Genomic DNA, 25,785 nt, shown 5'->3' with positions numbered 1-25,785 from the left:
CAAGTTAGCAGCGCGTCGTCAGACCCGCGCTCCCGATGCGGCGCCCCATGTGGTGCGCCAGCGGACTTTGACCATGGCAAGTCCCAGGAAACCAAGCAACGCCAGCAAGCCGAAAAACAGGAAGCCGGGGCCGAATCCGCCGGTCATTCCCTTGGCGACGCCGAGCGCCTTGGCAAGGAAGAAACCGCCGATGCCGCCGGCGCAGCCGACCATGCCCGTCATCATACCGATCTCGTGACGGAAGCGGAGCGGAATGAGCTGGAACACCGCGCCATTGCCCATGCCGAGCGCGAGCACGCCGATCGAGAACAGCAACACTGATACCCACGCAATGCGCGGCAGCTGGGTGAGCGACCAACCCCCAGGCGTCGATGCGGCCGGCCCTTCCGGCATGAAGGCGATGACGAGGTACGCCGCCACGACGACCCCAAACAATATCGACAATGAACGGATGCCGCCGATGCGATCGGCGATCATGCCGCCGACCGGCCGGAAGCCTGAGCCGAAAGCGACAATCAAGCCCACCAGCAGGCCCGCCGCGACGCCGGACACATGATACTGCACGGTGAAATACAGCGGCAACGCGTTGGCCAGCCCGACAAAACCGCCGAAGGTAATGAAGTAGAAGAACATGAACCAGCGACTGTCGGGATCGCGCAGCAAGGTGCCATAAGCCTTCAGCGAAATCGGTTTCCGATCTCCGGGCGCATCCTTGGCGGCGAAGACGTAGTAGGCGAGGATCAACAGCATCGGAACGAGCAGCACGCCGAACACGGCCTGCCAGCCCCAATGCTCGGCGATCGTCGGCGCGAACAGCGTATCGAGCACGACACCCATATTGCCGGCGCCGGCGATCCCCATCACTACGCCCTGATATTGCGGCGGATACCAACGGCTTGCCTGCGGCAGCGCCACTGCGAACGACGCGCCGCCGATGCCGAGCGCGAGACCGAAGACCTCGATCGCAAGCTTGCTGTTGAGGCCGAAGTGCCAAACCCAGGCCGTTGCAATGATGACGACGACTTGCGCGATGATTCCGGTCCGCTTGGCGCCGATGATGTCGGCGAGGATGCCCATCGGAACCCGCAGTAGCGCGCCGGCCAGCACCGGGATGGCGACGAGCGTGAACTTCTCGTCGACGGCAAGGTTCATGTCTTGCGCAATGTAGACGATCAACGGACCGAGCGCGACCCAAGCCATGAAGCTTATGTCGAAATAGAGGAAGGCGGCGAGCAGCGTGGGCCAGTGGCCAGCCTTCTTGAATTCAGCAAACTTCATCGAGCAGCCTCGAACATCGGCGCGTGACACCGCGCAAGCGCGGTGATCTCGGCACAAAGGGATTGAATTTTGGAAAGCGAGAGGTCGTCTCTTCGTTGAGACACACTCTGGTGTCGCAACGTCAGCAATTCGTGTGCCAGAAAAACGAGCGCGCCGCTTTGTCTGCATTTGCAGCGTTTTGCCACGCGTGGACAACCGGCCATCAAGCGGTCGCTGCTCCGATTGTTGGCAAAAACAGCCGCTCGAACGCGCATTTTGGTGTTTTATTATGCGGTGCCGAATATCAGCGGAAAAACGCTCCTGAAAGTCCGCCTCTCCGTGGCGTGGCATTTCCGCGGGCAAATGAACGTCGGTTCATGGTTAAGCATTGGTGCTGTGCACAATGGATAGCCCGAGTGGCTGATTTTTTGTGCATTCAGCCGCGCGAAAGCGCCGCCAATCAGCGATTCATCGGCTGAAGCCGCGCGTTGCGCCCGGAAAGTTACGGGTCGGATGTTGGCACGTCTCTTGAATACGTAAGATCTCGATCGTCATAGTCGACGATCCTTTGCCCGCCGATGGGCGCATCCCAATCATCAATACCTCTCGCCAATCGGTGATGCAGAGCTGCGTCGCCGAATGGGGACCATCGGATCCTGGATCAGAAGGCAGAGCATGCTCGAGAAAATAAACAAGCAAAAGTTGGTAGTGATCGGGAACGGCATGGCCGGCATCCGCACGGTGGAAGTGCTGCTGGATCGCGCGCCCGATCTCTATGACATCACCGTCTTCGGTTCCGAGCCCTACGGCAACTACAACCGGATTCTGCTGTCGCCGGTGCTTGCCGGCGAGAAGACGGTCAATGACATCATGCTCAACACGGAGCAGTGGTACGAGGATAACGGTATCACGTTGCGCAAGGGCGAAATGATCGAGATGATCGATCGGCGCACCTGCGAAGTCGTCACCGTGGAAGGCGCGCGGGTGCCCTATGATCGCCTGCTGATCGCCACCGGCTCGAACCCGATCATGTTGCCCCTTCCGGGCAAGGACCTCCCGGGCGTCATCGGCTTTCGCGACATTCAGGACGTCGAGCGTATGGTCCAGGCCTCGACGAGCTACAAGAACGCCGTCGTGATCGGCGGCGGCCTGCTCGGCCTCGAAGCCGCCAACGGCCTGATGAAGCGCGGCATGAACGTCACCGTCGTGCATCTGCTCGACACGCTGATGGAGCGCCAGCTCGATCAGGTCGCGGGCGGATTGCTGCGCAAGTCGCTGGAAGAGCGCGGCATGGTATTCAAGATGCCCGCGCAGACGCAGGCGATCCTTGGTGAGGATCGCGTGACCGGCGTGCGCTTCGCCGACGGCGAGGAGCTCCCCGCCGATCTGGTCGTGATGGCGGTCGGCATCCGCCCGAATTTCGAACTGGCGCGCAAGGCAGGCCTCTATTGCGAGCGCGGCATCGTCGTCTCCGACACCATGCAGACCTATGACGGGCGAATCTATGCGGTCGGCGAATGCGTGCAGCATCGTCGCCAGACCTACGGCCTCGTGGCTCCCCTGTTCGACCAGGCCAAGGTTTGCGCGAACCACCTCGCGATGAAGGGTTTTGCCACCTATGACGGATCGGTCGTTTCGACCAAATTGAAGGTGACGGGCATCGACCTGTTCTCCGCCGGCGACTTTGCGCCGGGCGCGGACAAGGAAGAGATCGTCATGCAGGACGCTTCCCGCGGCGTCTACAAGCGTATCATTCTGCGCGACAAGAAAATCATCGGCGCCGTGCTCTATGGCGATACCATCGACGGTCCGTGGTACTTCCAGCATCTGCGCGACGGCACTGATGTTTCGCAAATGCGCGAGCGGCTGGTGTTCGGCGCCGCCAATCTTGGCGATGGGGGCCATAGCGGCAAGAACTCGGTCGCCGCCATGAGCGACGACGCGGAAATCTGCGGATGCAACGGCGTCTGCAAGGGTACGATCGTCAAGGCGATCAGCGAAAAGAAGCTGTTCACGATCGACGACGTGCGTGCCCACACCAAGGCATCGTCGTCCTGCGGTTCCTGTACCGGCCTGGTCGAGCAGGTGCTCGCCTTCACGCTCGGCGGCGACTATTCGGCGGCCCCGAAGGTCAAGCCGATGTGCGCGTGCACCGATCACAGCCATGACGACGCGCGCCGCGTCATCATCGAGAACGGGTTGAAGACCATCCCCGACGTCATGAAGTTCATGGACTGGAAGACGCCGAACGGGTGCCACTCCTGCCGGCCGGCCCTGAACTATTACCTGCTCGCCACCTGGCCCGGCGAGTATCGCGACGATCAGCAGTCGCGCTACATCAACGAGCGGGTTCACGCCAATATCCAGAAGGACGGGACCTATTCGGTCGTGCCCCGGATGTGGGGCGGTGTCACGACGCCGGATGAATTGCGCGCCATCGCCGACGTCGCGGACAAGTTCAAGATTCCGACCGTCAAGGTCACCGGTGGGCAGCGCATCGATCTTCTCGGCGTGAAGAAGGAGGACTTGCCCGCGGTCTGGGCGGACCTGAACGATGCGGGCATGGTGTCCGGTCACGCCTATGCCAAGGGATTGCGCACGGTGAAGACTTGCGTCGGCTCGGAATGGTGTCGTTTCGGCACGCAGGATTCGACCGGCCTCGGCATCAAGCTCGAAAAATTCATGTGGGGCTCGTGGACGCCAGCCAAGGTGAAGCTTGCGGTATCAGGCTGTCCGCGTAACTGCGCGGAGGCGACCTGCAAGGACGTCGGCGTCGTCTGCGTCGATTCCGGCTTCGAGATCCATTTTGCCGGCGCCGCCGGTCTTCACATCAAGGGAACCGAGTTCCTGGGCAAGGTAGCGACCGAGGAAGAGACGCTCGAAGTCATTGTCGCGTTGACGCAGCTTTATCGCGAGCAGGGCTGGTATCTGGAGCGTATGTACAAGTGGTGCGATCGGGTCGGCCTCGACGCCATCCGCAAGCAGGTGGTCGACGATGTTGCCAACCGCAAAGCCCTGTTCAGCCGCTTTGCCTATTCGCAGCAATTCTCGCAAAGCGATCCCTGGGCGGCGCGCGCCAAACGCGGCGTCGATCGCAACGAATTCACCCCGCTCGCGGAGCTGGAACTCGCATGACAAACTGGATCGAAATCGGGACGCTGAACGATATTCCTGTTCTCGGCTCGCGCGTCGTGCGAACGGCCTCCGGAGACATTGCGGTATTTCGGACCGCCGACGACGAGGTGTTCGCGCTCGATGATCGCTGTCCGCACAAGGGCGGACCGTTGTCGCAAGGCATCGTCCACAACAAGCGCGTCACCTGTCCGCTGCACAATTTCGTCATTGAGCTCAGGAGCGGTACGGCGGTCGCGCCTGACGAGGGATGTACGCGCGCGCATCCGACCAAGGTGGAGAATGACATCGTCTGGCTTTGCGTCCAGGCGGCGGTGGCCGCGCCTGCCGAGTGAGGGTGATCGCCCGTGCCAGTGAAGACAACCTGTCCGTATTGCGGCGTCGGCTGCGGCGTCATCGCTGACAGGAATCCCGCTGGTACGGTGACCGTCCGGGGTGATCCGCTGCATCCTGCCAATTTCGGACGGCTGTGTGCGAAAGGCTCGGCGCTCGCCGAGACCATCGGCCTCGAGGGACGGCTGCTCGCGCCTGTGGTCAACGGGCAGAAGACGAGTTGGGATACGGCGCTCGATCATGTTGCGGAGGGTTTTGCCAGAATCGTCCGCGAGCACGGGCCGGATTCGGTCGCTTTCTATGTCTCCGGCCAGATTCTGACCGAGGACTATTACGTCATCAACAAGCTCGCCAAGGGCTTCATCGGTACCGCCAACATCGACACCAATTCCCGGCTGTGCATGGCGTCGAGCGTGGCGGGTCACAAGCGCGCGTTCGGCAGCGACACCGTTCCGGGTTGCTATGAGGATCTCGAAACCGCCGATCTACTGATCCTCGTCGGCTCCAATGCCGCCTGGTGCCATCCGATCCTTTACCAGCGCATGGTGGCCGCCAAGGCCAACAACCCCGCGTGCCGCATCGTCGTCATCGATCCGCGGCGGACCGCGTCTTGCGAGGAAGCCGACCTGCACCTGCCGCTTCGCTCGGGCAGCGATTCAGTGCTGTTCAACGGGTTGCTCGCGCACCTCGCGTCCACCAATGCCATCGACGGTGCGTTCGTGGATGGATCCACCACCGGTGCCGAAGCCGCGCTGCGGCAGGTCGCCGGCCAGACGGTCGCGCAGACTGCCGAAATCTGCGGCCTGGCCGAAGGTGCGGTGGCGTTGTTCTTCGACTGGTTCGCCAGAACCGAGCGGGTCGTCACGCTTTATTCGCAGGGCGTCAATCAGTCGAGCAGCGGCGTCGACAAGGTCAACGCGATCATCAACTGCCATCTGTTGACCGGGCGGATCGGGCGACCGGGCATGGGGCCGTTCTCGCTGACCGGACAGCCCAACGCCATGGGTGGGCGCGAAGTCGGCGGGCTGGCCAATCAACTGGCCGCCCACATGGAGATCGAGAACCCGAAACACCGCGATATTGTCCAGCGCTTCTGGCAGTCACCAATTGTCGCGGACAAGCAGGGCCTCAAGGCCGTCGACATGTTCGATGCGATCGCCGATCGGCGCATCAAGGCGGTCTGGATCATGTCCACCAATCCACTGGTCAGCCTGCCGGATGCCGATCGCGCGCGCCGCGTACTCGATGCATGCGAGCTCGTCGTCGTCTCCGATTGCATGCGCCATACCGACACCACGCGTCATGCCCACGTATTGCTGCCTGCGCTGACTTGGGGCGAAAAGGACGGCACCGTCACCAACTCCGAACGCCGCATCTCCCGGCAACGGCGGTTCCTGCCGGCGCCCGGTGCTGCAAGGGCCGATTGGCAGACGGTCTGCGACGTCGCCAGGCGCATGGGTTTTTCGGGGTTCGACTATCCGAGCGTTGCCGCGATCTTCCGCGAGCACGCGAGACTCTCCAGTTTCGAGAATGAAGGGACGCGCGATTTCGATCTGTCTGCCCTCAATACGCTCGACGATCGCGCCTACGATGCGCTTACCCCGATCCAGTGGCCGGTAACGCGCGAATATCCGACCGGCACGCCGCGGATGTTCGAAACCGGAAAATTCTTCACGGCCGACAGCAAGGCGCGTTTCGTGCCGGTGACGCCGCGTCCCGCCGTGAACGCGACCAGCCGGGACTATCCGTTGGTGCTCAATACCGGGCGGGTCCGCGATCAATGGCACACCATGACACGGACGGGAAAATCGGCGCGGCTGCTGGCGCATGTTTTCGAGCCTTGCGCCGAATTCCATCCCGACGATGCACGCATGGTCGGCGTCGAGAATGACGGGCTCGCGCAACTGACCAGTCCCTGGGGCGAGATGGTCGCGCGCGTTGTCGTCACTGCCGAACAGCGGCGCGGCTGCGTGTTCGTGCCGATGCACTGGAACGGCGAGTATGCCGGCAACGGCCGGGTCAACGCGCTGGTCAATCCAGCGACCGATCCGATCTCCGGACAGCCGGAGTCCAAGCACACGCCGGTCAAGGCGGCAGCTTACTTGCCGAAATGGCACGCCTTCATCCTCAGCCGCCAGGAGATCGAGCGTCCCGAAGCGGGCTACTGGGTCGGCGGGCTTTCAGGGACCTGCTGGCGGATGGAACTCGCCGGCGACGAGCGGCCGCCGAGCTGGCGCGATTGGGCGCGGGCGCAGCTTCGCGTCGGGTATGACGACATCGAGTGGATCGCCTATCGCGATCCGAAGGCCGGTCGTTATCGTTACGCGGCCGTTCGCGACGGCCGGCTGGAGGGCTGCGTGTTTATCGCCCCCGATCACAAGCTGGTCTCGCGGTCGTGGCTATCGGGGCTGTTCGCAGAGCAGGCATTGTCGCCAAATGCGCGGATGTCGCTGCTGACGGGGCAGCCGCTGGATGCAGGCCAGGACGTTGGGCCGATCGTCTGCTCGTGCTTCGGCGTCGGTCAGTATCAGATCGCGGCTGAAATCAAAAAGGGGGCGGCCAGCGTCGACGACGTCGGCCGGTGCCTGAAGGCCGGCACCAATTGCGGTGCCTGCAAGCCGGAGATCAGCAAGCTGCTGCGCGGCGCGACCGTGCGGGATTCACAGCCCGCATGAGCCGCTAATTCTTGATCGCGTAGAGCGGCGTTCGCAGCGTTAGCTGGTACGCCGGCTTCGGCGTCCAGGCGATCTGCGCGGTGATGCCGAACAGCCGATTGTCGTCGTCATCCATGCGGTCGAGGTCGAGCCGAAGGATCGGCTGCGTGAATGCGGGAAACGGCGTCAGGTTCAGAAGCTGCGCGCCGCCGAAGTGCTGCACGCCGAAGCGGCCGGTGAACTTCCAGTTGTTGTCCCACTGATAATAGCCGCCGACATAGCCCATGATGTCGGGGCTGACGCGGGCGAACGGGGTATCGACCAGGACTCTCGTGTATTGCATGCCCGCGAGCAGCCCGCGCGTCTCATCCGCGTTCAGCGCATAGCCGGCCTCGAGGATGGTGTTGTAGGCCGTCGTAGCCAGCGGCGAATCCGAAGTCGATCGCGTCGCGTTGGCTTGAACGGTGATGGTCGGAAACATTCCGCCGTTCTGCTGATAAATGTCGGCCTGAAATCCAATGGTAAAGGCATAGATCGAAAACGTCGTCCAGGGATCGGTCCCCGCCTGCGACGTGGCTCCGCTGATGCCGCCATAGACCGAGAGCTGATCGTTGACATCGACGGTCAGGGGCAGGTCGACCGAAAGGCTTTGGCTTGACGGCGAGGTAAGGGTTCGGAGCGAGGAAAGGTTTGTTAGTCTCGATAGCAATGGAGGCGTGCTGAATCCGATCGAGAGCGAGCCGGCGGGCAGTGTCGAGTAGATGGTTCGCATATCGAGGTAGAAGTTCGGCAGGGCCGGTTTTGCCTTGGCCGCATCTTCCTCATCGTCGCCATCGTCCTTTCCAAGGGCAAGGCCCGTAACGCAAAACGACACCAGCATGCCGAGCGCTACGCCTCTGACGGATCGCGCTAGCGCGAGTTTCAGACGGCGCGGTGCGGTGGATCTGGTAAAGCTCGTGCTCAACCGGCGTTGCCCTTGACTGGACAAGCTAGACCATTTGCCCGTGGCGAATACAAGCGGCGGCTGCCATTCGGGCTTCGGTCTCATGGCGGGTGTGGCGCGTTTGCGCCGTCTATCGCGAAGCCGGAACTCCGTTCGATCGGCTGAGGGCCGCAAAAAGCAGTGCGGCGACGAGGCCAGAGAGCAGCGAAGCCACGAGAACGCCGAGCCGGACTTGCGTCAGGATCGCTTCGTCGTTGAAGGCCAGCGTTCCGATGAAGAGGCTCATGGTGAAGCCGATACCGGTCAGGATAGCCATGGCATAGAGTTTTGCTGTCGTTGCCCCTTCCGGCATCGCCGCCAGGCCCAGCCTGATGGCAAGCAGTGAAGCGCCGAAGACCCCGATCTGCTTGCCGATGAAAAGCCCCGCGATGATGCCTAGTGGGATCGGCGCCGCCAGCTTTGACAAGGTCAGCCCGTGTAGCGATACGCCTGCATTGGCGAAGGCAAAGATCGGCACGATGGCGAAAATAACCCACGGCTTGAGCGCGTGTTCGGTCTCTTCGAGCAGGCTGTGGCCGTCATGCCGGGTCAGGGGCATCGCGAGACCGACGGCGACGCCGGCCAGCGTCGCATGCACGCCGGATTCGAGTACGCAGACCCAGGTGAACAATCCGGCAATCAGATAGAACGACGCTCTACGTACACCCAGCAAGTTGAGGATCGCGAGCGCGGCGATGCCAAGCCCGCCGAGCGCCAGCGCCAGAACCGAAAGGTCGGCGGTATAGAAGATCGCGATGACGATGATGGCCATCAGGTCGTCGATGATCGCGAGCGCCAACAAGAAAGTTTTCAGCGAAGCCGGCACCTTCCTTCCCAGCATGGCGCAGACGCCGAGCGCAAAAGCGATGTCGGTGGCTGCCGGTATGGCCCAGCCGCGTAACGCATGGGCGTCGCCCCAATTTATCGCGGCAAAGATCGCGGCAGGCGTGACAAAGCCGCCGAACGCGGCGATTACGGGCAATGCCGCCTGCTTTGCGCTCGCCAGCGCGCCCTCCATCGCTTCGCGCTTGATCTCGAGGCCGACCAGCAGAAAGAACACCGCCATCAAGCCGTCGTTGATCCAATGTTCGAGCGTCTTGCTCAGTCCGATCGATCCGATCCGCACCTCGCCGGCCGTATGCAACAGCGCCTGGTACTGCGGTCCGAGCGGCGAGTTTGCGACGATGAGGGCTGCGGCGGCGGCTATGCCGAGCGCGATGCCGCCATAGAGGTCGGTGTTGTCTGCAGCGTGAGGTGCAGCCGTCGGCGCCTTGGCTGTCATCGGTCGGCTTTGCCGGCCGCACTGATGGCGACCGACAACGCGAGCTTGGTTTCCTCGACGATGTCCTCGACCAGTTCTTCCCGGCTGACATGGGCAACCTGGCCGGTGAGCAATCCCTGTTCGGCGAGCATGACCACGCCGTGCAGCGAGGCCCAGACCTTCAGGGCGCTGCGCTCGCGCAAGAGGCCTACGGCAGGGACCTCCAGCGCCTCCACCAGGAGTTCAAAGGTTTCCATCGCCGCGCTGTGCAGCTCGCTGCCTTTCGGCGCGCATGCCATGGTTCGCGACGCGAACATCAGGCGATAGATGCCGTTGCGGCGCAGGCCGAAATCCAGCGTAAGCTGCGCGAAGCGCGACAGCTTCGACTGCTTCGACGGCTTTTCGATCGCCGTACGCATCATGGCTGAGAACTGGCGGAACGCTTCGGCCGTCACCGCCGTCAGCAGCGACTCGCGATCGGCAAAATGCTTGTAGGGCGCCGGCTGCGAGACGCCGAGCTTCTTGGCAAGCGCGCTGATGCTGATCGCCTCGGGGCCGCCGAGTTCGACTTCGTGCAACGCGGCCTGAACCAGGGCATCGCGGAGATCCCCATGGTGATAGGCGTTGAGCGCTTTGCGTGCAGGTCGAGGCGGCATTCAGTTCCATGATCTATAACTTTTGACTTGACAGCACAACGGTGTCGCGAATGTAATACGATATAACTTCGCGGTGAGCCGGCGGGTCTGCGCCGTCGCGCCGAAGGAAGGCCGTGCGAGACAATGCGCGCCACAAAAGGGAAACGCTGCGATGGCTGGAAAGCTGAAAATCCGCGTCGACCAGGACAAATGTCAGGGCCACGCGCGCTGCAAATCACTGGCACCCGAACTGTTCGACCTCGACGAATTCGGCAACGCGCACGAAGTCGGCGACGGTTCCGTGCCTGCGGGCCTGGAGGACAAGGCTTGGCTTGCTCAGACCAACTGTCCTGAAATCGCGATCGAGGTGACCGAGGAATAGTTCGGTCCGGAGATCGATTTAGCCCAACTAGATCTGAACGAAACAAGCAGAGGAATTGCTCCGATGTCCGATTCCGCCAGCATCATGCCCGAACATCCCCCGGTCACCGACTGGGTCAACGATTTCGACCACACCGATCCGACCTGGACGGAAAACCCGTTTCCGATCTGGGAGAAATTGCGCGAGGCTTCGCCGGTCGTGCACACCGAGCGGTTCCTCGGCTGCTACATGCCGACCACCTACCAGGCGGTGAAGGAAATCGCCTACGACACCGACCACTTTTCTTCCCGGCGCGTCATCGTGCGCGACGTTCGCCCGGAAATCACGGCGCGGGCGCCGCCGATCACCTCCGATCCGCCCGAGCACAAGCCGGCCAAGCAATTGTTGTTGCCGCCGTTCACGCCGGACGCAATGAAGAAACTCGAGCCGCGGGTGCGCGCCATCTGCAACGAACTGATCGACGAGTTCATTGCCGACGGCAAATGCGATGCCGCCGCGCGATACACCAAGCATGTTCCGGTCCGCGCCATCGCGCACATGCTCGGAATCCCCGAGAAGGACGGCGATCTCTTCATCAAGTGGATTCACGGCATCCTCGAACTCGGCATCAAGGATGACAACGCGCTGATGGATGCGGTGAGGGAGATGACCGGCTATTTCGCCGGCCACATCGAGCATCGCAAAAAGAATCCGACCGACGATCTGATCTCGACGCTCATGAATGCGAGGGACAAGGACGGCAATCCGCTGGCGGATGAGCATGTGCTGGGCTCGCTGCGGCTGCTCTTGATCGCCGGCATCGACACCACCTGGAGCGCGATCGGCTCCTCGCTATGGCATCTGGCGAAGACGCCGGCGGACCGCGAGCGCCTTGTCGCCGAGCCCGAACTGATGCCGCTGGCCGTCGAGGAACTGCTGCGCGCCTATTCGCCGGTGACGATGGCGCGCGAGGTGATGAAGGAAACCACCATCAGCGGCTGCCCGGTCAAGGCCGGCAACATGGTGCTGCTGTCGTTCCCGGCCGCCAACCGCGATCCCGCGATGTTCCCCGATGCCGAAAAGGTGGTGATCGACCGCAAGGAAAATCGCCACGCCGCGTTCGGCCTCGGCATTCACCGCTGCGTCGGCTCCAATCTGGCGCGCATGGAAATGACGGTTGCGATTGAGGAGTGGCTGAAGCGGATTCCGGATTTCAGGCTCGATCCGGCCGGCAAGGTCACCTGGTCGGAAGGCACCGTGCGCGGCCCGCGCCAGTTGCCCATGCTGTTTGGCAAGGCGAGCTGAGCGTTCTGTGTCAGATGGGTATCATGTCCCGGACGCAGCGCGGCACGAAGTGCTGCGCTGCTGAGCCGGGACCTATTCCCGTGCGTTGAGATGGGTCCCGGCTCTGCGGTGCAGCGCCAAACAGGCGCTGCACCGCGTCCGGGACACGCCTACCGCTACTTGACCTCGATCTTCGCGTCGCTGGCGACCTTCTTCCAGGCTTCGATGTCGCGCGCGTTGATGTCGCGCTGCTGATCTCCGGCGATGAAGTCCGCCGAGATGCCGAGCGCCAGCAGCTTCTCGGTGATGTCGGGCTCGGCGAGCGCCGCCTTCAGCGCGCCAGAAATTTTTTGCGCAACGGAAGCGGTAACGCCCGCGGGCGCGTACATCACCCAGGACAGGCTCCGTTCGAAATCGACGCCTTGCTCCTTGTAGCTCGCCACGTCAGGCAGGCTCGGAGATCGTCCGCCGCAGACCGCAAGCGCCTTCAGCTTTCCATCCTTCACCAGCGGCGTCCCGGTCGCCATGTCGACCAGCCCCACCGAGATGTGCCCGCCCATCAGGTCGTTGGCGAGCTTCGCCGCGCTGCTGAACGGGACATGCTGCAGGCGGACGCCCGCCTTCTGGGAGAGGATTTCGCCGCAGAAATGCCCGGTCGAGCCGACGCCCCAGCTTCCGTACTGGATCGGCTCGCCCTTTTTCGATAGCTCGGTCAGGCCGCGCAGATCGTTGGCCGCAAAATCCTTCGTCGCTATGAGAAGAATGGACGACGTTCCGATGCGGCCGATGGTGGTAAAATCCTTGATCGGATCATAGGGCAGGTTCGGATAGACGGCCGGCGCGAGTACATGGGTGGTCATGCCGCCGATCGTGATGGTGTAGCCATCGGGCGGAGAGGTCGCCGCCTGCTGCGCGCCGATGGTGCCTGCGGCGCCGGTGCGGTTTTCGACGTAAATGGTTTGCCCAAGACGGTTGCCCATCCGGTCGGCCAGCAGCCGGCCGAGCACGTCGCCGCCGCCACCGGCCCCGAACGGCAGCAGCATCTTGATCTTCTTGGAGGGGTACTCGGCCGCGTCTTCGGCGCCGGCCGAACATGGCAACGACGCGAGCGCAAGCAGAAGCATTATCGCGCGTAACTTCATTTACTCACTCCCTGGGCTTCCCGTTTTATTTTTTCTTTTGGTAGGTCGTCGCCAGGCGTCTTCGCCGGGCGTGGAGATCGGCAGAGCCGTCGCGCAATCAGGGTGCGCGCGGCTTGGCGCCGGAGTGCCGAAGGATGAAACGTGTCGGCAGGTAGATCGGCCGGATCTTGCGGGGCTCGTCGCCGCCGCGAATCCGATCGAGCAGGATGTTGGCGGCGACCCGGCCCATCTGGTCCAGATCCCATGTCAGCGCCGAGATGCCCGGCGTTGCATGCCGAGCGAGATCGGTGTCGCCGATGCACACCAGCGACATGTCGTCGGGATAGCGGAGGCCGTTGCTGGCAAGCGCGTCCATCACGCCGGCCAGCATGTGCGTGCCCAACGTAATGATCGCGGTCGGACGGTCGGGGCCTTGCAGCAACTGGCAGACGTCGCTGAATGCAATGCTCGACCCCTGCGTCTGCGGCCGGATCAGGTCGGGGTCGACGTCGAGCTTCGCCTCAGTATGGGCCTGCCGATAGCCGGCAAGGCGCTCCGAACTCGGCAGCAGCGCGGCGCGTCCAGTGAGAAGCGCGGTGCGGCGATGGCCGAGTCCGATGAGATAGCGCGTGATTTCGAGGCCGCCGCCGCGATGATCCGCGCGCACCGAGGGGACGCCCGGCACCTCGCGATCGATCGCCACGCAGGGCAGGTCCAGGTTTGCGAGCGCGCCGGTGAAGTCGGTATGGGCATTGTCGCCGGCGAACAGCAGCAATCCGTCCATCCGCCGCCGGCGCACCGCGGAGATGAATGCCGTCTCGCGGTCCTGCTCGTGCCGGGTAGCCGCAAGCATCAGCACATAGCCGGCGCGCTGGAATTCCTCCTCCGCGCCGTTGATCATCTCGCTGTAGAGCGGGTTGGAGAGGTCGGAGACCATGCAGCCGATCGTCTTGCTCTCGCGCGAACGCAAGGCCTGCGCCGCCGAATGCGGCTCGAAGCGCAGGCGGTTCACCGCCCGCATAATGCGGGCGTGCAATTCCGGGCTGATGTGCGGCTCGCCGTTCATGACGCGGCTGACGCTGCTGACCGATACGCCGGCCTGGGCTGCGACGTCGCGGATTGTGGCGCGTGCAGGCTGGCGCAACGACATTGCTGGGCTCCCTTGAGCATCGCCGCTTGGGCGCAAGTGGGCGAAATTCTAGCGCATTCTGGAAACGATATACAAGCCAGATGCCCATAAAGAACTATCTTGAACATCAATATGAGGCAGAGTATGGAAACGTTTCCAGGAATGCCGGGAACAGGGCGAGCGCGCTGCTGGTCCCGGGACAACAAACCGGCCGAATGGCCGCAGGCGGGAAACGGGACCGAGGCATGACGCGGCGTGTCGAAGGAAAAGTCGCTCTGGTGACCGGCGCCGCCAACGGCATCGGACGAAGCGCAGCCCTGGTGCTGGCGCGCGAGGGCGCCAAGATCGTCGCAACCGATCTGCAGGACGAGAAGGGCGAGGGCCTGCTGCGCGAATTGCGCGCCATGGGGTGCGAGTGCGAGTACTACCACCACGACGTGACGCGCGAGGAGGACTGGCAGTCGATCGTGGCCCGGACCCGGGCGCGGTTCGGCAGACTTGACGTTCTCGTCAACAATGCCGGGATAGGCCTCTCGGGTCCCGTGGTCGACATGGCGTTCGCCGACTGGAAGCGGCAGGTAGCCGTCAATCTCGACGGCGTCTTCCTCGGCGTAAAGCATTCGCTCCCGCTGATACGGGCAGGTGGCGGCGGAAGCATCATCAACGTTTCCTCGATCGCGGGAATCAAGGCGTCGCCGAACGTCTCGGGCTACTGCGCGACCAAGGGCGGCGTGCGGCTGTTCACGAAATCGGTCGCGCTGGAATGCGCAGCCGCCAAGGATGGCGTGCGCGTCAACTCGCTACACCCCGGCATCACCGAAACCGCGATCTGGGACACGCTGATCGGCACCGTCGAGGACGGCTCGAATGGCGGACGGGAGCGCGGACCGACGCTGGACAAGCTCACCGAGCGCGCCGTCCCGCTCGGCTACAAGGCCGCGCCTGAAGATATCGCCAACGGCATCCTGTGGCTCGCCAGCGACGAGAGCCGCTACGTCACCGGCACCGAACTCGTCATCGACGGCGGCAGGTCGATCGGCTGAGCGCCGGGACCGAGAAGAATGAGAGGCGGGAAGGGTGTCCGCCGACCAACACACGGGAGGTCATCATGAGCCGTATCTTTGGTGCCGTCTGCCAGAACGGATATGTCGTGCGGGATATCCGCGCCGCCATGGATCACTGGGTCAACGTGATGGGCGTCGGGCCCTGGTACTATATCGACAAGGTCAAGACTGATTACTTCCGCCACCGCGGCCGGGACTCCGCCATGGAAATGAGCGTGGCGCTCGCCAATTCCGGCGATCTCCAGATCGAGCTGATCCAGCAGCGCAACGACGCGCCCTCGATGTACAAGGAGTTTCTCGACTCCGGCTGCGAAGGCTTGCAGCACATGTCGTACTGGACCCGTGATTATCAGGCCCTGTACGACCGCGCGCTGTCGCTTGGTTACAAGATCGGACATGAAGGCCAGATCGGCGGTGAAAAGGGTCGCTTTGCCTATTTCGATACGCAAGCCCATCCCGGCACCATTGTCGAAATATCCGACATCAGCGGCAGCAAGGGGAGTTTCTTCGAGCACATCCGCAAGGTCGCCGCTGGTTGGGACGGCTCCGATCCGATCCGCGAAGTCGGCGGACGCTGAGTGATGCGCGGCTCGTGTTGGATAAAGCTTGAGCGACAGCGGCAGGTCTTCAGCGGTAAAAAGTAACGGCAAACATAAGGAAACAAGAGGATGGCAAGACTTCCCCTGATCGACCCGGCGGCAACCAGCGGCGACGTGCGCGCGTCCTTTGACAGGATGCCGGTCGTGCTGAACATCTTCAAAATGATGGCGCATGCGGAAGCCAATTTCATTCCGGCGATGCGGTTCGCCAATTCGATCCTGCATCGCCAAAAACTGAGCCATATCAATCGCGAATTGCTGATTCTTCAGGTCGCGCAGTGGGAGCATGGCGCCTATGAGTGGCGGCAGCATGTGCCGATCGCGCTCGGCGTCGGCGTCACGCAAAAGCAGGTCGACTGCATTGAACAAGGCAAGTACGAGGACGCCGCATTCAATGCCGCCGAACAGGCGCTGCTGGCGTTCGGCCGGGAAGTGATCGAGAACGTGCGCGTCGCCGCACCGGTGTTCGCCGCGATGCGCCAGCATTTCAGCGAGCAGGAGATCGTCGAGTCGATCCTGGCGATCGGCTTCTACATGACGATGGCGCGCCTGACGGAGGCAACCGAGGTTGACCTCGATCCGGCCGCCGGTATGACCGTCTTCGAGAGCAGCAGGAAGCGGTCGGGCTGACCGGGCCACATTGACCACGCCGCCGGTTGCAGCGATCATCGAGCGGTTCGAGGGCAACGATGGCGCGGAGCATGCAATGACGGGTGAGCCGGGGACGGGCGGTCCGCGACCATTGGGCGAGATCGCGAGCTACCACGCCCATATCTATTACGATCCGGCGACCACGCGGGCCGAGGCCGAGCAGTTGCGGGCCTGGATCGGCGAGCGCTTCTCGGTCACGCTCGGACGGTGGCACGACGTCAAGGTCGGCCCGCACGATCAGGCCATGTACCAGGTGGCCTTTGCCCGGGAGATATTCCCCGAATTGGTGCCCTGGCTGATGCTCAATCATGGCAATCTAAGCGTTCTGGTCCATCCGAATACGACCAACCCGCGACGGGATCATGAGGCCGATCCGATCTGGATCGGGCCGGTGCTCGCGGTGCATGCCGACAAGCTGCCGGAGCACGCGGAGATGGAAGAGGCGCCCGCACCGAATACCAATCCGGTTCTGCGGCCCTGAGTGTGGCCTCGCCGGAAAAGTCCCGGCCCGGCTTATCATTACATGGCTTGAATCCGGGGATTCCGCCGGTCATGATGGCGCCGAGCAACTGTCTCGATTATGCCTTACTTTCGTTTGCATTATGGTGGGACTTATTCGGTGAATCCATTAGGAATCAGACGTGATTCCGAAGCGCCGAGCCGGGGACGGATGGATAGAAGGACGACCAGCAAAGCCGGGCCTGCTTCGAGCCGCGGTACCCGTTTGCTCCGCGAAGCGGCATTCGGCACAGCGGCACTTGCCATGGCGCTGGGGCTGGCCGCGTGGGTAACCGATTTCGACCCGGCCGCCTGGATCAATCCCGCATCTGCGAATGTCGGCAGCACTTCCTCGTTCGACGAGCGCTTCGGCTCGGGCTCGGTGCGCCGTTCGCTGGCCGTCAACTACCCCTGGCGTCCCGCCGCCCGTTCGGAGCGCCCGGATTTCGATGCGGCGTTCGGGCACATCGAAAGCTCGCTGGGAGTGCAGCCGCGCGATGTCGAGAACGTTCAACCCGAACAACCCGCGCCGTCGGTCGAAGTTGCGATTCCGCTGCCGCGCTCCCGCCCGGTCCTGGCCAATCTTCAGTCCGTGAGAAACGATCCGGCGCCGGTTTCCTCGGATAACCGCACCATGTTCGAGAAGCTCGCCGATCTGGTGCCGATGCGCTTCTCGCTGGCCTCGCTGACGCCGGGCGATGGGCTGCTCAGCGAGCGCAAGGATCTGACGGCGCTTGGCTATGACGGCCAGACCGCCGTTTACGATATTTCGGCGCGCACGGTGTACCTGCCGAACGGCTCCAAGCTTGAGGCACATTCAGGACTGGGCAGCCTGATGGACAATCCGGCGTTTGTCGACAAGCGCATGGTCGGTGCAACGCCGCCGAACGTCTACGATTTGAAGCCGCGCGAGAAGCCGTTTCATGGCGTCGAAGCGCTGCGCATGACGCCGGTGGGTGAAAACGAAATGCATGGGCGAACGGGATTGCTCGTGCATAGCTACCTGCTCGGCCCCAACGGCGATTCCAACGGCTGCGTCTCGATCAAGGATTACGATCGCTTCCTCGCGGCGTATAAGAACGGCGAGGTCAAGCGGCTCGTCGTCGTGCCGAACCTCCGTGAAGGCCTCACCGCGTCGCGTCGCTCACCGTCCCCGTCATGAGCGCAGCCGCCGGCGATGCCGCCGCTTCCGACACGCCGCTGCGCGCGGTCTTCAAGATCAACCTGAACGGCAAGACGGTGTCGATCGCCAACGTCGGCCAGGCCTATCGCTTCATCACCAATCTCAGCTCGATCGAATGGATCGAATTCCGCGCGCTGCACGCCGATGCTGTCAGTGCACTGCGGAGCGCCGCTGATAACGCGATGCTGACCGTGCAGGCGACCAACGCCCTGCGTGCGCTGTTCGTCCGAGCGAAGCTGTTGTGAAGGCGCCGATAGCTGCCTGAGAAATACCTCCAAAGGAAACGCCCGCATGCCCGGAAGTCACGCCGAGATTGAAGACGATCGCCTGATCCGGGAATTGTTGCAGAACTGGGCGATCTGGCGCGATGCCGGCGACTGGGAACGTTTTCGCACGGTCTGGCATCCCGACGGCCGCATGATGGCGACCTGGACACAGGGCACCGGCGACGAGTTCATCGAAATCAGCAAGCAGGCCTGGGCCAAGGGTGTCAGTATCCTGCATTTCCTCGGCGGCATCTCGGTCGACCTCGCCGGAGACCGTGCCATCTCGCAGACCAAGATGACGATCTCGCAGCGCGCCGAGGTCGAGGGCGTGCTGTGCGACGTGCTCTGCACCGGGCGGTTCTACGATTTCCTCGAAAAGCGCGGGGGGCGCTGGGGCATCGTGCTGCGCCAGCCGATCTATGAGAAGGACCGCATGGACCCCGTCACGCCGGGTACAGCGCCCGTCCTCGACAAGGCGCTGCTTGAGCAGTTTCCACCGGGCTACCGGCATCTCGCTTATCTGCAGACCCGCATCGGTTATACGGTGAAGCGCGACATGCCCGGCCTGAAGGGCCCCGAAGTCGAGGCTTTGTACGCGCGCGGAGCGGCGTGGCTGCGGGGCAAGCCGCTCAGCTGATCTCCCTTTAGCTGATCTCCTTGCGGACGGCGGCGGCTGCGTCGCACATCGCCTTCAGTTTTCCGAACGCGACATGTCGCGGCATGTATTTCATGCCGCAGTCGGGGGCGACGACAAGTCGATCCGCGGCGACGTGCTTCAGCCCGTTGCGGATCCGGTCGGCCACCACATCGGCGGATTCGATCTCGGGATTGCCGAGGTCGAGCACGCCGAGCATGATCTTCTTCGACGACAGATCCTTGAGCACGCCGAGATCGAGCTTCGGCTGCGCCGCCTCGATCGATATCTGCTCGGCATTAGTGTCGGCGAGTTCGGCAAGGAAGGAATAGCCGGCCGGCTTGGTCGAGCCGGGCACGACGGCGGCATAGCCGAAGCACAGGTGCACCACGGTCGGCACGGTGATGCCTTCGAGCGCGCGGTTGATCGCCTTTACCGCGTAGCGGCGGGCAAGGTCCGGATTGTTGCGCACCCAGGGCTCGTCGAGCTGGATCACGTCGGCGCCGGCCTTTTGCAGGTCGAGCGCTTCGGCGTTGACGGCGGCGGCGAACGCCATCGCCAGTTCCTCGTCGTCTTTATAGAATTCGTTCTTGGCTTGCTGGCTCATCGTGAACGGGCCGGGCAGGGTGATCTTGGCTGCGCGATCAGTGTTCTGGCGCAGGAATTCCATGTCGTGCAGCTCGACCGGACCGCGGCGTTTCACCGGGCCTGTGACGCGCGGCACCGGCGTCTGGTGCCCGCTGCGCGAGGTGATCATCGCCGGATTTTCGTCATCGATGCCTTCGAGCGCGGTGGCAAAACGGTTGGAGTAGCTCTCGCGGCGGATTTCGCCGTCGGTCACGATGTCGATGCCGGCGCGCTCCATGTCCCTGATCGCAACGATGGTAGCATCGTCCTGCGCCTCCTCCAGGTGCTCGGCCGGAAGCCGCCACATCGCATGCAGGCGCGTGCGCGGCACCACCTTCGACAGCATCGCGCGATCGACCAGCCATTCCGGCTGCGGGTAGCTGCCGACAACGGTGGTCGGCAGCAGGTGCTTTGGCAGGTTCATGAGTATCTCCTCGCTCTTTTATTCTGTCGCTCACTTCAGGCGGCGCGCGTCGCCGCAGCAGCCACAACCTCATCCTTGACGGGATTGCGCAGCACGCCGATGCCCGACACCTCGACCTCGACCACGTCGCCATCCTTCATCCAGAGCGGCGGCGTGCGGTAGGCGCCGACACCGCCAGTGGTGCCGGTCACGATGACGTCGCCGGGGACGAGCTCGGTGAAGGTCGAGCAGTAGGCGATCAGGGCAGGGACGTCGAAAACGAGGTCCGAGATTGGTGCTGCCTGTACCTCGACGCCGTTGAGGCGGGTCGCGATGGTCTGCTTGCTGATATCGGGGATTTCGTCCGTCGTGACCATCCACGGCCCGAATGCGCCGGTGCCGACGAAATTCTTTCCCGGCGCGAATTGCGAAGTGTGGCGCTGCCAGTCGCGGATGCTGCCGTCGTTGTAGCAGGCATAACCTGCGACATGCGCCAGCGCTGTCTCGCGCGAAATGCGGCGGCCGGCCTTGCCGATGATGACGGCCATCTCACCCTCGTAATCGAACCGCTCCGACTCCAGCGGCCGGATCATCGGCTGGCCGCCGCCGACCTGGCTGTTGGCAAAGCGGGTGAAGATCATCGGGTGCGGCGGCGTGGGATGGCCGCTTTCGGCGAGATGCGTGGCATAGTTGACGCCGATGCAGAAGATCTTGTCCGGATCGGGAACGGTCGGCAGCAGCTCGATTTCGGCGAACGCGTAGTCCGGCCGTTCGCTTTGCAGCGCGCCCAAGGCATCGAGCGATCCGTTCGCGAGCAACGTCTTCAGGGTTGGCCAATCCTTCAGCCGCTTGCCGGCGTCGATGATGCCGGCATTTGTCACCAGGCCGTATGTCGCCGTCGGACCTGCCTTGAAACTCGCGATCTTCATTCTTCGGTACCTTCTTCGATAGAGGAAACATAGGGTGCGATGGATCGTACGATTTCGCCCGAACGGATCGGAACGCAATCGGGCGGAAAGTCCTGATGGAAACGCGCGCCGGCTTTCCCGGCGCGGTCGATAAAGCGTTCGAGATGGTTCATCGCGCCGCTGGGCAGGTCGTGCAGGACCATGAGGCTCCACGGCTGCGACCGGCACTGCTCCAGGGCTCGATCGGCCCAGCCGTCGGGGTCGTCCCAGTCGCGCGGGATCGCGTTCCAGAGCACGCAGCTATGCTTGTTGCGCGTGAGATATTCGACCACGGAAGGTTTCAACAGCCGCTCGTCGAGATGGCCGCCGCCGCCGAACGGCCGGAACCAGCGCTGTGGGTGCGCAAGATTGCCGATCGCTTCTTGCGTTCGCCCGATCTCGTTCTGCGCTGTCTCCGCGCCGCGGTGCTGCCCGAGCGGCACCGTGTGCGTAAAAGTGTGATTGCCGATCCAGTGGCCTTCGTCATGTGCCCGCGCCGCCAGCCGTTGGCGTTCGGGGTCGCCAAGCTTTTCGCCGATCACGAAGAAGGTCGCCTGGATGCCGCGTTCGCGCAGAATGTCGAGCACGCGCGGCGTCACGCCGGGCTCGGGACCGTTGTCGAATGTCAGCGTCAGGTCGAACACGCGCACTCCGTCAGGTGGCAGGCTGCAGGGTGGGTGTGATTTCTTCCGCGGCGTTCTGCCCGGCGCGGGTGCCGGTCTGCCAGATCGCGGCCTTGCGCTCGATCCATTTGATGGCGGCGTTGAAGGCAATCGCCATCGCCAGCACCAGCAGGACGCCGGCAAAGACGTGCGGGCTGTCGAGAATGGTGCGGTAGCGCGAAATCAAATAGCCGATGCCGGCAGACGAAATCAGCATCTCGGACACGACGACGCCGACGATGACCAGCGCACCGCCGACACGCAGCCCCGACAGCACGGTCGGGATCGCTGCCGGAATGATGACGCGAACCAACCGCTGGCTCAGCGTCGCGCCCATGCTGCGCGCGGCCAGCAGCAATTGCGGATCTATGGTCTGGATACCTGCCGCGGTGGCGAGCATCGTCGGCAGAAAGCCATAGATCGAGGCGAACGCGATCTTGGATTCCGAGCCGATGCCGAGCCAGACGGTGAACACCGGATAGAGAATGACAAGCGGCACCGCATAGAGGCTCGATACCATCGGCATGATCAGGATGCGCGGCCGCGGCAGGCTGCCGACGATGGCGCCGAGCAGGATGCCGCCGCCGCAGGCGAACGCCATCGAGATTGCGACCTCGTAGAGCGTGACGGCAAGGGCATGGCCGTATTCGCCCGCCTCGTTCCAGCCGGCCGCGAGTGTCGAGGACAGCGACGGCAGGAACAGCTCGGGAATGAGACCTGCGCGCGGCAGGATTTCCCACAGCGCAATCAGGCCGACCACGATCAATCTGCGAAGCGTTGCTGCGGTCATGTCAGCCTCATGCCGATTTGCGGATATGCCGCCAGATGCGGTCGCGCAGGCTGCCGAACGTGTCGCCGCTTAGCATTTCATAAGTGCGCGGGCGGGGCAGCGAGACCTGCAGGTGATCGACGATGCGGCCGGGCCGCGGCGACATCACGATCACCTCGTCCGCGAGATAGACCGCTTCGGTCAGGCTGTGGGTGACGAACACCACCGTCTTGCCGGTGGCCGCCCAGATCCGCAGCAGTTCGTCGCCCATGGTCATCCGGGTTTGTTCGTCGAGCGCGGCAAACGGCTCGTCCATCAGCAGCACTGGCGGGTCCTGCACCAGGCCGCGCGCGATCGAGACGCGCTGCTTCATGCCGCCGGACAATTCGTGCGGATGGCGCTTGCCGAAGCCGTCGAGGCCGACGAGCTTTAGCGCATCCTGCGCCCTGGCGCGCCGATCGCTTTTGGTGACGCCGCGCAGCGCCAGCGGAAATTCGACATTTTCTTCCGCCGTCAGCCAGGGAAACAGGCTGGCTTCCTGAAACACCACGCCGACACGGTTCGGGTCAGGCTCGGGGATCGGCGCGCCGCTGATGGTGATGGTGCCCGAGGTCTGCTGGCGGAGGCCGGCCATCATCATCAGAAGCGTCGACTTGCCACAGCCGCTCGGGCCGACCAGCACGACGAAGCGGCCGGGCTTGACGTCGAGCGAGACGTCTTCCAACGCGACGACGTCCTGCGTCGTTGTCTTGAAGATCTGCCCGACATTGCGGACCTCGACCGCGCCGGCCGGTTTCAGCGGGGTTATGTTCGCCAATGGCTGCATCGTGTTTCCACCCATCTGACCAGTTCATTGAAGGTGATCGCGATCACGGCGATCATCAGCACGCCGGCCAGCAATTGCTTCATCTGAAAATTCTCGCCCCAGGTCGCGATCTGGTGGCCGATGCCGTCGCGCGAGGCGTACATTTCGGCGAGGATCACGCCGGTGAGATTGAAGATCATCGAGATCCGCAGCGCCTCCAGCAGAACGGGGAGCATGCTCGGCAGATAGACGCGGAAGGCGGTCTGCATCGGCGTCGCGCCATAGGAGCGGGCGACCGTTAGATGCTCGACCTTGACCGACTCCACCGCCGTTGTGGTCGACATGATCACGATGAAGATGGTCGAGAAGAACCCGAAGCCGACCTTCTGCGCAAAGCCGACGCCGAACACCAGGATGAACATCGGCAGGAAGATCGATTTCGGGATGCTGAAGGCAAAGAACAGCAGCGGCTTTGCCACGTCGGCAAAATAGCGGTTCTCCGCGATCAGGAAGCCGATCAGCGCGCCGACAGGAACGGCGAGCGCGAACGCGGTCACCACCTCGGTCGCGGTGACGGCGAGGTCCTTGCGCACGCTCGCCCGCTGCAGCAGATCGCCGAGCGTTGCCAGCGTGTCGGAGGCGGAAGGGAGCAGGCGTGGATTGACGATGCCACTGCGCGACAGGATTTCCCATATCGCAAACAGCGCCACCACGATGGCGACCCGCGCCGCCTTTACGCCTAACCCACGCATCGCGCCGCCTCAGGGCTTGGTCGGAACCGGCTTGAACTGCGTCGAGATAATCTCGGCGGCGGGCCCAAGATCCTTCATGCCGCCGGCCTTGGCCATGTCGAGCGCGAGCTGGAGTTGTTCCGGAATCTTCGCACCCTCCATGCTGCCGTCGGTTTCCAGCTTCATAATCGTGTTCTCATACTCCAGCGCCGCGATCTCGGCGGGGATTTCATAGAGTTCGGTGATCAGCTTGACGGAGGCATCCTTATTGGCGCGCATGAACATCAGCGCGCCGTACAGCGCGTTCAGCGTCTTCTGCACCATCTGCGGCTTGTCCTGCACGTATTTGTCGAGCGCGATCCAGCCGGCGGCGAGGTTCGGCGGCACTTCCTTGGAGAAGTCGAGGATGGTGCGCGCTTCGCCTGATTTGGAGATCTGGAAGCTCAGCGGCGAATAGACCACGGCCGCATCGACATTACCGGCGAGCAGGTTCGGCACCAGCCCGCCGCCGCCGACGGGCACGCGGGTGAATTCGATCTTCTTGTCTTGCTGGGTCCACAGCGCCAGCAGGTCGGAGCCGGAGCCCGCAGAGGTGATCGCAACCTTCTTGCCCTTTAGATCATTGACGCCGAGCGGCGATTTCGAAAGCGTCATCAACTGCCAGCCATAGTAACCCATGGCGGCGTTGGCGAGCACTTTGGAGTTCACGCCCTTCTTGCGTCCGGCCGACACCAGCGAGGTGGCGTCGAGAATGACGTCGGCGGCTCCCGCTGCCATCGCCTCGAACGTCTCGGCGCCGCCGCGATAGATCGTAAGCTCCGCCGCGATGCCTTCCTTCTCGAACAGTTTTTGGCGTACCGCGGTTTCCGCGATCGTGGTCGGCCAGTAGGTCTTGGTGGGAAGGCCGATGCGGACGGTGTCGGCGGCCTGCGCCATGCCTGAAGCGCCAAGCACGGTGGCTGCGGTGACTGTTGCCAGGATGTGGCGTCGCGTGATCTTCATTGTGACGTTTCCCTTTGCTTTTTCTTGATTGGTTTGGTCTTCGAGCGTTCGATCAGGCGATATCGCCACCTTCGAACGGTTTCGGTGTAGCGAGCTCGACGAGATGCATGGTCGTCATGAAATGCTTCGAGAGTGCAGCGACTGCGGCATCTGCATCGCGCTTGAGCGTGGCATGCACGATTGCGGCGTGTTCGGCTTCCACGTTGCGGGATTTTTCGGTGTTGCGCCGGATCGCGAGCCTCCGATAGCGCTCACTCTGCTCGTGCAGCACATCGCGAAACCCGAGCAGCCATTGCGATCCGCAGGCATTCACAAGCGTGCGGTGGAAGACGCGGTGCCGCAGCACCCATTCCTCATAGTGATGGGTCGGATCGTCGGGATAGGTGTGAGGAACGGCGCACAGTGCCACGAACGATTTCTCCGCCGAGGCAAGCCATGCCGCGTCGCCGCGCTCGATCGAGCGCTTTAGCGCCAGCCCTTCGATATCGACGCGGGTTTGCGTCACGTCGCGCAGATCGGCGGATGATACCGGACTGACGCGAAAGCCGCGCTGATCGGACGCCTGTACCAGCCCGTCGGCGACCAGCCGCGACAGCGCCTCGCGAACCGCGGCGAGGCTGACCGAAAACTGTTTTGCGAGACCGGCGATATGCAGCTTCTGGCCGGGCAGCAGCCGGGTCGAGAGAATATCCGCGCGCAGCCGTTCCTGAACGGCTGATGTCAGGCTTCGAGGCCGTTCGTCGGCAAGGCTCTCACCAAAACTCAACCCGATACTGCTCATGGCGGCGCAGATTG

27 protein-coding genes are annotated in these 25,785 nt (G+C 63.2%); 13 read left to right on the top strand and 14 right to left on the bottom strand.

The genetic code is table 11. The features are described 5' to 3' along the window. Positions 1-18 precede the first annotated feature (18 nt). Positions 19-1,278 carry a NarK/NasA family nitrate transporter gene (locus IVB22_RS21090; RefSeq protein ID WP_247519204.1) on the bottom strand — a complete coding sequence of 420 codons (1,260 nt, stop codon included), beginning with the start codon at positions 1,276-1,278 and terminating at the stop codon, positions 19-21. 23 nt (positions 1,279-1,301) lie between these two features. Here IVB22_RS21090 and IVB22_RS21085 point away from each other — a divergent pair, with 23 nt between their 5' ends. The 4 genes from IVB22_RS21085 to IVB22_RS21070 all read left to right on the top strand — a co-directional run bounded on the left by IVB22_RS21085 (position 1,302) and on the right by IVB22_RS21070 (position 7,397). Beyond that, complete coding sequence (locus tag IVB22_RS21085; protein WP_247519203.1) at positions 1,302-1,736, top strand: hypothetical protein; 435 nt, start codon at positions 1,302-1,304, stop codon at positions 1,734-1,736. A 196-nt stretch (positions 1,737-1,932) separates the two neighbouring features. Beyond that, positions 1,933-4,392, top strand: a complete 2,460-nt coding sequence (gene nirB, locus IVB22_RS21080; RefSeq protein ID WP_247519202.1) for a nitrite reductase large subunit NirB — start codon at positions 1,933-1,935, stop codon at positions 4,390-4,392. Then, positions 4,389-4,724, top strand: coding sequence for a nitrite reductase small subunit NirD (nirD, locus tag IVB22_RS21075; RefSeq protein WP_247519201.1), 336 nt, complete (start codon positions 4,389-4,391; stop codon positions 4,722-4,724). The genes nirB and nirD overlap by 4 nt, the downstream gene beginning before the upstream one ends. A gap of 12 nt (positions 4,725-4,736) precedes the next feature. Then, a complete protein-coding gene (locus IVB22_RS21070; protein ID WP_247519200.1) occupies positions 4,737-7,397 on the top strand; it encodes a nitrate reductase in 2,661 nt (886 codons plus the stop codon). Positions 7,398-7,401: 4 nt separating this feature from the next. Here IVB22_RS21070 and IVB22_RS21065 read toward each other — a convergent pair whose 3' ends face one another. The 3 genes from IVB22_RS21065 to IVB22_RS21055 form a co-directional block, all read right to left on the bottom strand. After that, a complete protein-coding gene (locus IVB22_RS21065) occupies positions 7,402-8,256 on the bottom strand; it encodes a hypothetical protein (RefSeq protein WP_247519199.1) in 855 nt (284 codons plus the stop codon). A 193-nt stretch (positions 8,257-8,449) separates the two neighbouring features. Next, on the bottom strand, positions 8,450-9,640 hold the full coding sequence (gene nhaA, locus IVB22_RS21060) for a Na+/H+ antiporter NhaA (RefSeq protein WP_247519198.1): 1,191 nt from the start codon (positions 9,638-9,640) through the stop codon (positions 8,450-8,452). Then, positions 9,637-10,275 (bottom strand): TetR/AcrR family transcriptional regulator, encoded by a 639-nt coding sequence (locus IVB22_RS21055; protein ID WP_247519197.1) that lies wholly within the window; start codon positions 10,273-10,275, stop codon positions 9,637-9,639. The genes nhaA and IVB22_RS21055 overlap by 4 nt, the downstream gene beginning before the upstream one ends. A gap of 151 nt (positions 10,276-10,426) precedes the next feature. On the opposite strand from IVB22_RS21055, the gene IVB22_RS21050 reads away from it, so the two are divergent. Further along, complete coding sequence (locus tag IVB22_RS21050; protein ID WP_247519196.1) at positions 10,427-10,636, top strand: ferredoxin; 210 nt, start codon at positions 10,427-10,429, stop codon at positions 10,634-10,636. Between the two features lie 63 nt (positions 10,637-10,699). Beyond that, entirely contained in the window at positions 10,700-11,920 is a 1,221-nt protein-coding gene (locus IVB22_RS21045) for a cytochrome P450 (RefSeq protein ID WP_247519195.1), read from the top strand. A gap of 155 nt (positions 11,921-12,075) precedes the next feature. Here the strand turns inward: IVB22_RS21045 and IVB22_RS21040 are convergent, their stop codons facing one another. Beyond that, entirely contained in the window at positions 12,076-13,041 is a 966-nt protein-coding gene (locus IVB22_RS21040) for a tripartite tricarboxylate transporter substrate binding protein (RefSeq protein ID WP_247519194.1), read from the bottom strand. Between the two features lie 97 nt (positions 13,042-13,138). Beyond that, on the bottom strand, positions 13,139-14,170 hold the full coding sequence (locus tag IVB22_RS21035; RefSeq protein WP_247519193.1) for a LacI family DNA-binding transcriptional regulator: 1,032 nt from the start codon (positions 14,168-14,170) through the stop codon (positions 13,139-13,141). A 224-nt stretch (positions 14,171-14,394) separates the two neighbouring features. On the opposite strand from IVB22_RS21035, the gene IVB22_RS21030 reads away from it, so the two are divergent. From IVB22_RS21030 to IVB22_RS21000, 7 genes are all read left to right on the top strand, one after another. Continuing rightward, complete coding sequence (locus tag IVB22_RS21030) at positions 14,395-15,192, top strand: SDR family NAD(P)-dependent oxidoreductase (RefSeq protein WP_247519192.1); 798 nt, start codon at positions 14,395-14,397, stop codon at positions 15,190-15,192. Between the two features lie 65 nt (positions 15,193-15,257). After that, complete coding sequence (locus tag IVB22_RS21025; RefSeq protein WP_247519191.1) at positions 15,258-15,791, top strand: VOC family protein; 534 nt, start codon at positions 15,258-15,260, stop codon at positions 15,789-15,791. A 90-nt stretch (positions 15,792-15,881) separates the two neighbouring features. Beyond that, on the top strand, positions 15,882-16,442 hold the full coding sequence (locus IVB22_RS21020) for a carboxymuconolactone decarboxylase family protein (protein ID WP_247519190.1): 561 nt from the start codon (positions 15,882-15,884) through the stop codon (positions 16,440-16,442). Positions 16,443-16,518: 76 nt separating this feature from the next. Next, the gene (locus IVB22_RS21015) at positions 16,519-16,944 is read left to right on the top strand and encodes a DOPA 4,5-dioxygenase family protein (protein ID WP_247519189.1); all 426 of its coding nucleotides are present in this window, start codon (positions 16,519-16,521) and stop codon (positions 16,942-16,944) included. A gap of 189 nt (positions 16,945-17,133) precedes the next feature. After that, entirely contained in the window at positions 17,134-18,123 is a 990-nt protein-coding gene (locus IVB22_RS21010) for a DUF2778 domain-containing protein (protein WP_247519188.1), read from the top strand. Next, a complete protein-coding gene (locus IVB22_RS21005; RefSeq protein ID WP_247519187.1) occupies positions 18,120-18,389 on the top strand; it encodes a hypothetical protein in 270 nt (89 codons plus the stop codon). The genes IVB22_RS21010 and IVB22_RS21005 overlap by 4 nt, the downstream gene beginning before the upstream one ends. A 46-nt stretch (positions 18,390-18,435) precedes the next feature. Continuing rightward, positions 18,436-19,047, top strand: coding sequence for a nuclear transport factor 2 family protein (locus tag IVB22_RS21000; RefSeq protein ID WP_247519186.1), 612 nt, complete (start codon positions 18,436-18,438; stop codon positions 19,045-19,047). 7 nt (positions 19,048-19,054) lie between these two features. Here IVB22_RS21000 and IVB22_RS20995 read toward each other — a convergent pair whose 3' ends face one another. Genes IVB22_RS20995 through IVB22_RS20960 form a run of 8 tightly spaced genes read right to left on the bottom strand, consistent with a single transcriptional unit; the run spans position 19,055 to position 25,771 of the window. Beyond that, positions 19,055-20,095: a uroporphyrinogen decarboxylase family protein gene (locus tag IVB22_RS20995; protein WP_247519185.1), complete on the bottom strand. Its 1,041-nt coding sequence runs from the start codon at positions 20,093-20,095 to the stop codon at positions 19,055-19,057. Between the two features lie 35 nt (positions 20,096-20,130). Then, positions 20,131-21,003 (bottom strand): fumarylacetoacetate hydrolase family protein, encoded by an 873-nt coding sequence (locus IVB22_RS20990; RefSeq protein WP_247519184.1) that lies wholly within the window; start codon positions 21,001-21,003, stop codon positions 20,131-20,133. Next, positions 21,000-21,665 carry a polysaccharide deacetylase family protein gene (locus IVB22_RS20985; protein WP_247519183.1) on the bottom strand — a complete coding sequence of 222 codons (666 nt, stop codon included), beginning with the start codon at positions 21,663-21,665 and terminating at the stop codon, positions 21,000-21,002. Before IVB22_RS20985 ends, IVB22_RS20990 begins: the two co-directional genes overlap by 4 nt. A gap of 10 nt (positions 21,666-21,675) precedes the next feature. Next, entirely contained in the window at positions 21,676-22,473 is a 798-nt protein-coding gene (locus IVB22_RS20980; RefSeq protein WP_247519182.1) for an ABC transporter permease, read from the bottom strand. Between the two features lie 7 nt (positions 22,474-22,480). Further along, positions 22,481-23,278, bottom strand: a complete 798-nt coding sequence (locus IVB22_RS20975) for an ABC transporter ATP-binding protein (RefSeq protein ID WP_247519181.1) — start codon at positions 23,276-23,278, stop codon at positions 22,481-22,483. After that, a complete protein-coding gene (locus IVB22_RS20970; RefSeq protein ID WP_247519180.1) occupies positions 23,257-24,009 on the bottom strand; it encodes an ABC transporter permease in 753 nt (250 codons plus the stop codon). Before IVB22_RS20970 ends, IVB22_RS20975 begins: the two co-directional genes overlap by 22 nt. Positions 24,010-24,018: 9 nt before the next feature. Then, positions 24,019-24,990, bottom strand: a complete 972-nt coding sequence (locus tag IVB22_RS20965) for an ABC transporter substrate-binding protein (RefSeq protein WP_247519179.1) — start codon at positions 24,988-24,990, stop codon at positions 24,019-24,021. Between the two features lie 52 nt (positions 24,991-25,042). Beyond that, the gene (locus IVB22_RS20960; protein ID WP_247519178.1) at positions 25,043-25,771 is read right to left on the bottom strand and encodes a GntR family transcriptional regulator; all 729 of its coding nucleotides are present in this window, start codon (positions 25,769-25,771) and stop codon (positions 25,043-25,045) included. Positions 25,772-25,785: the final 14 nt, after the last annotated feature.

The sequence above is a fragment of the Bradyrhizobium sp. 190 genome, assembly GCF_023073415.1.
Lineage (GTDB): Bacteria > Pseudomonadota > Alphaproteobacteria > Rhizobiales > Xanthobacteraceae > Bradyrhizobium.
The sequence above is the reverse complement of the archived record's forward strand: the minus strand, read 5'-3'. Positions and strand labels throughout refer to the sequence as shown.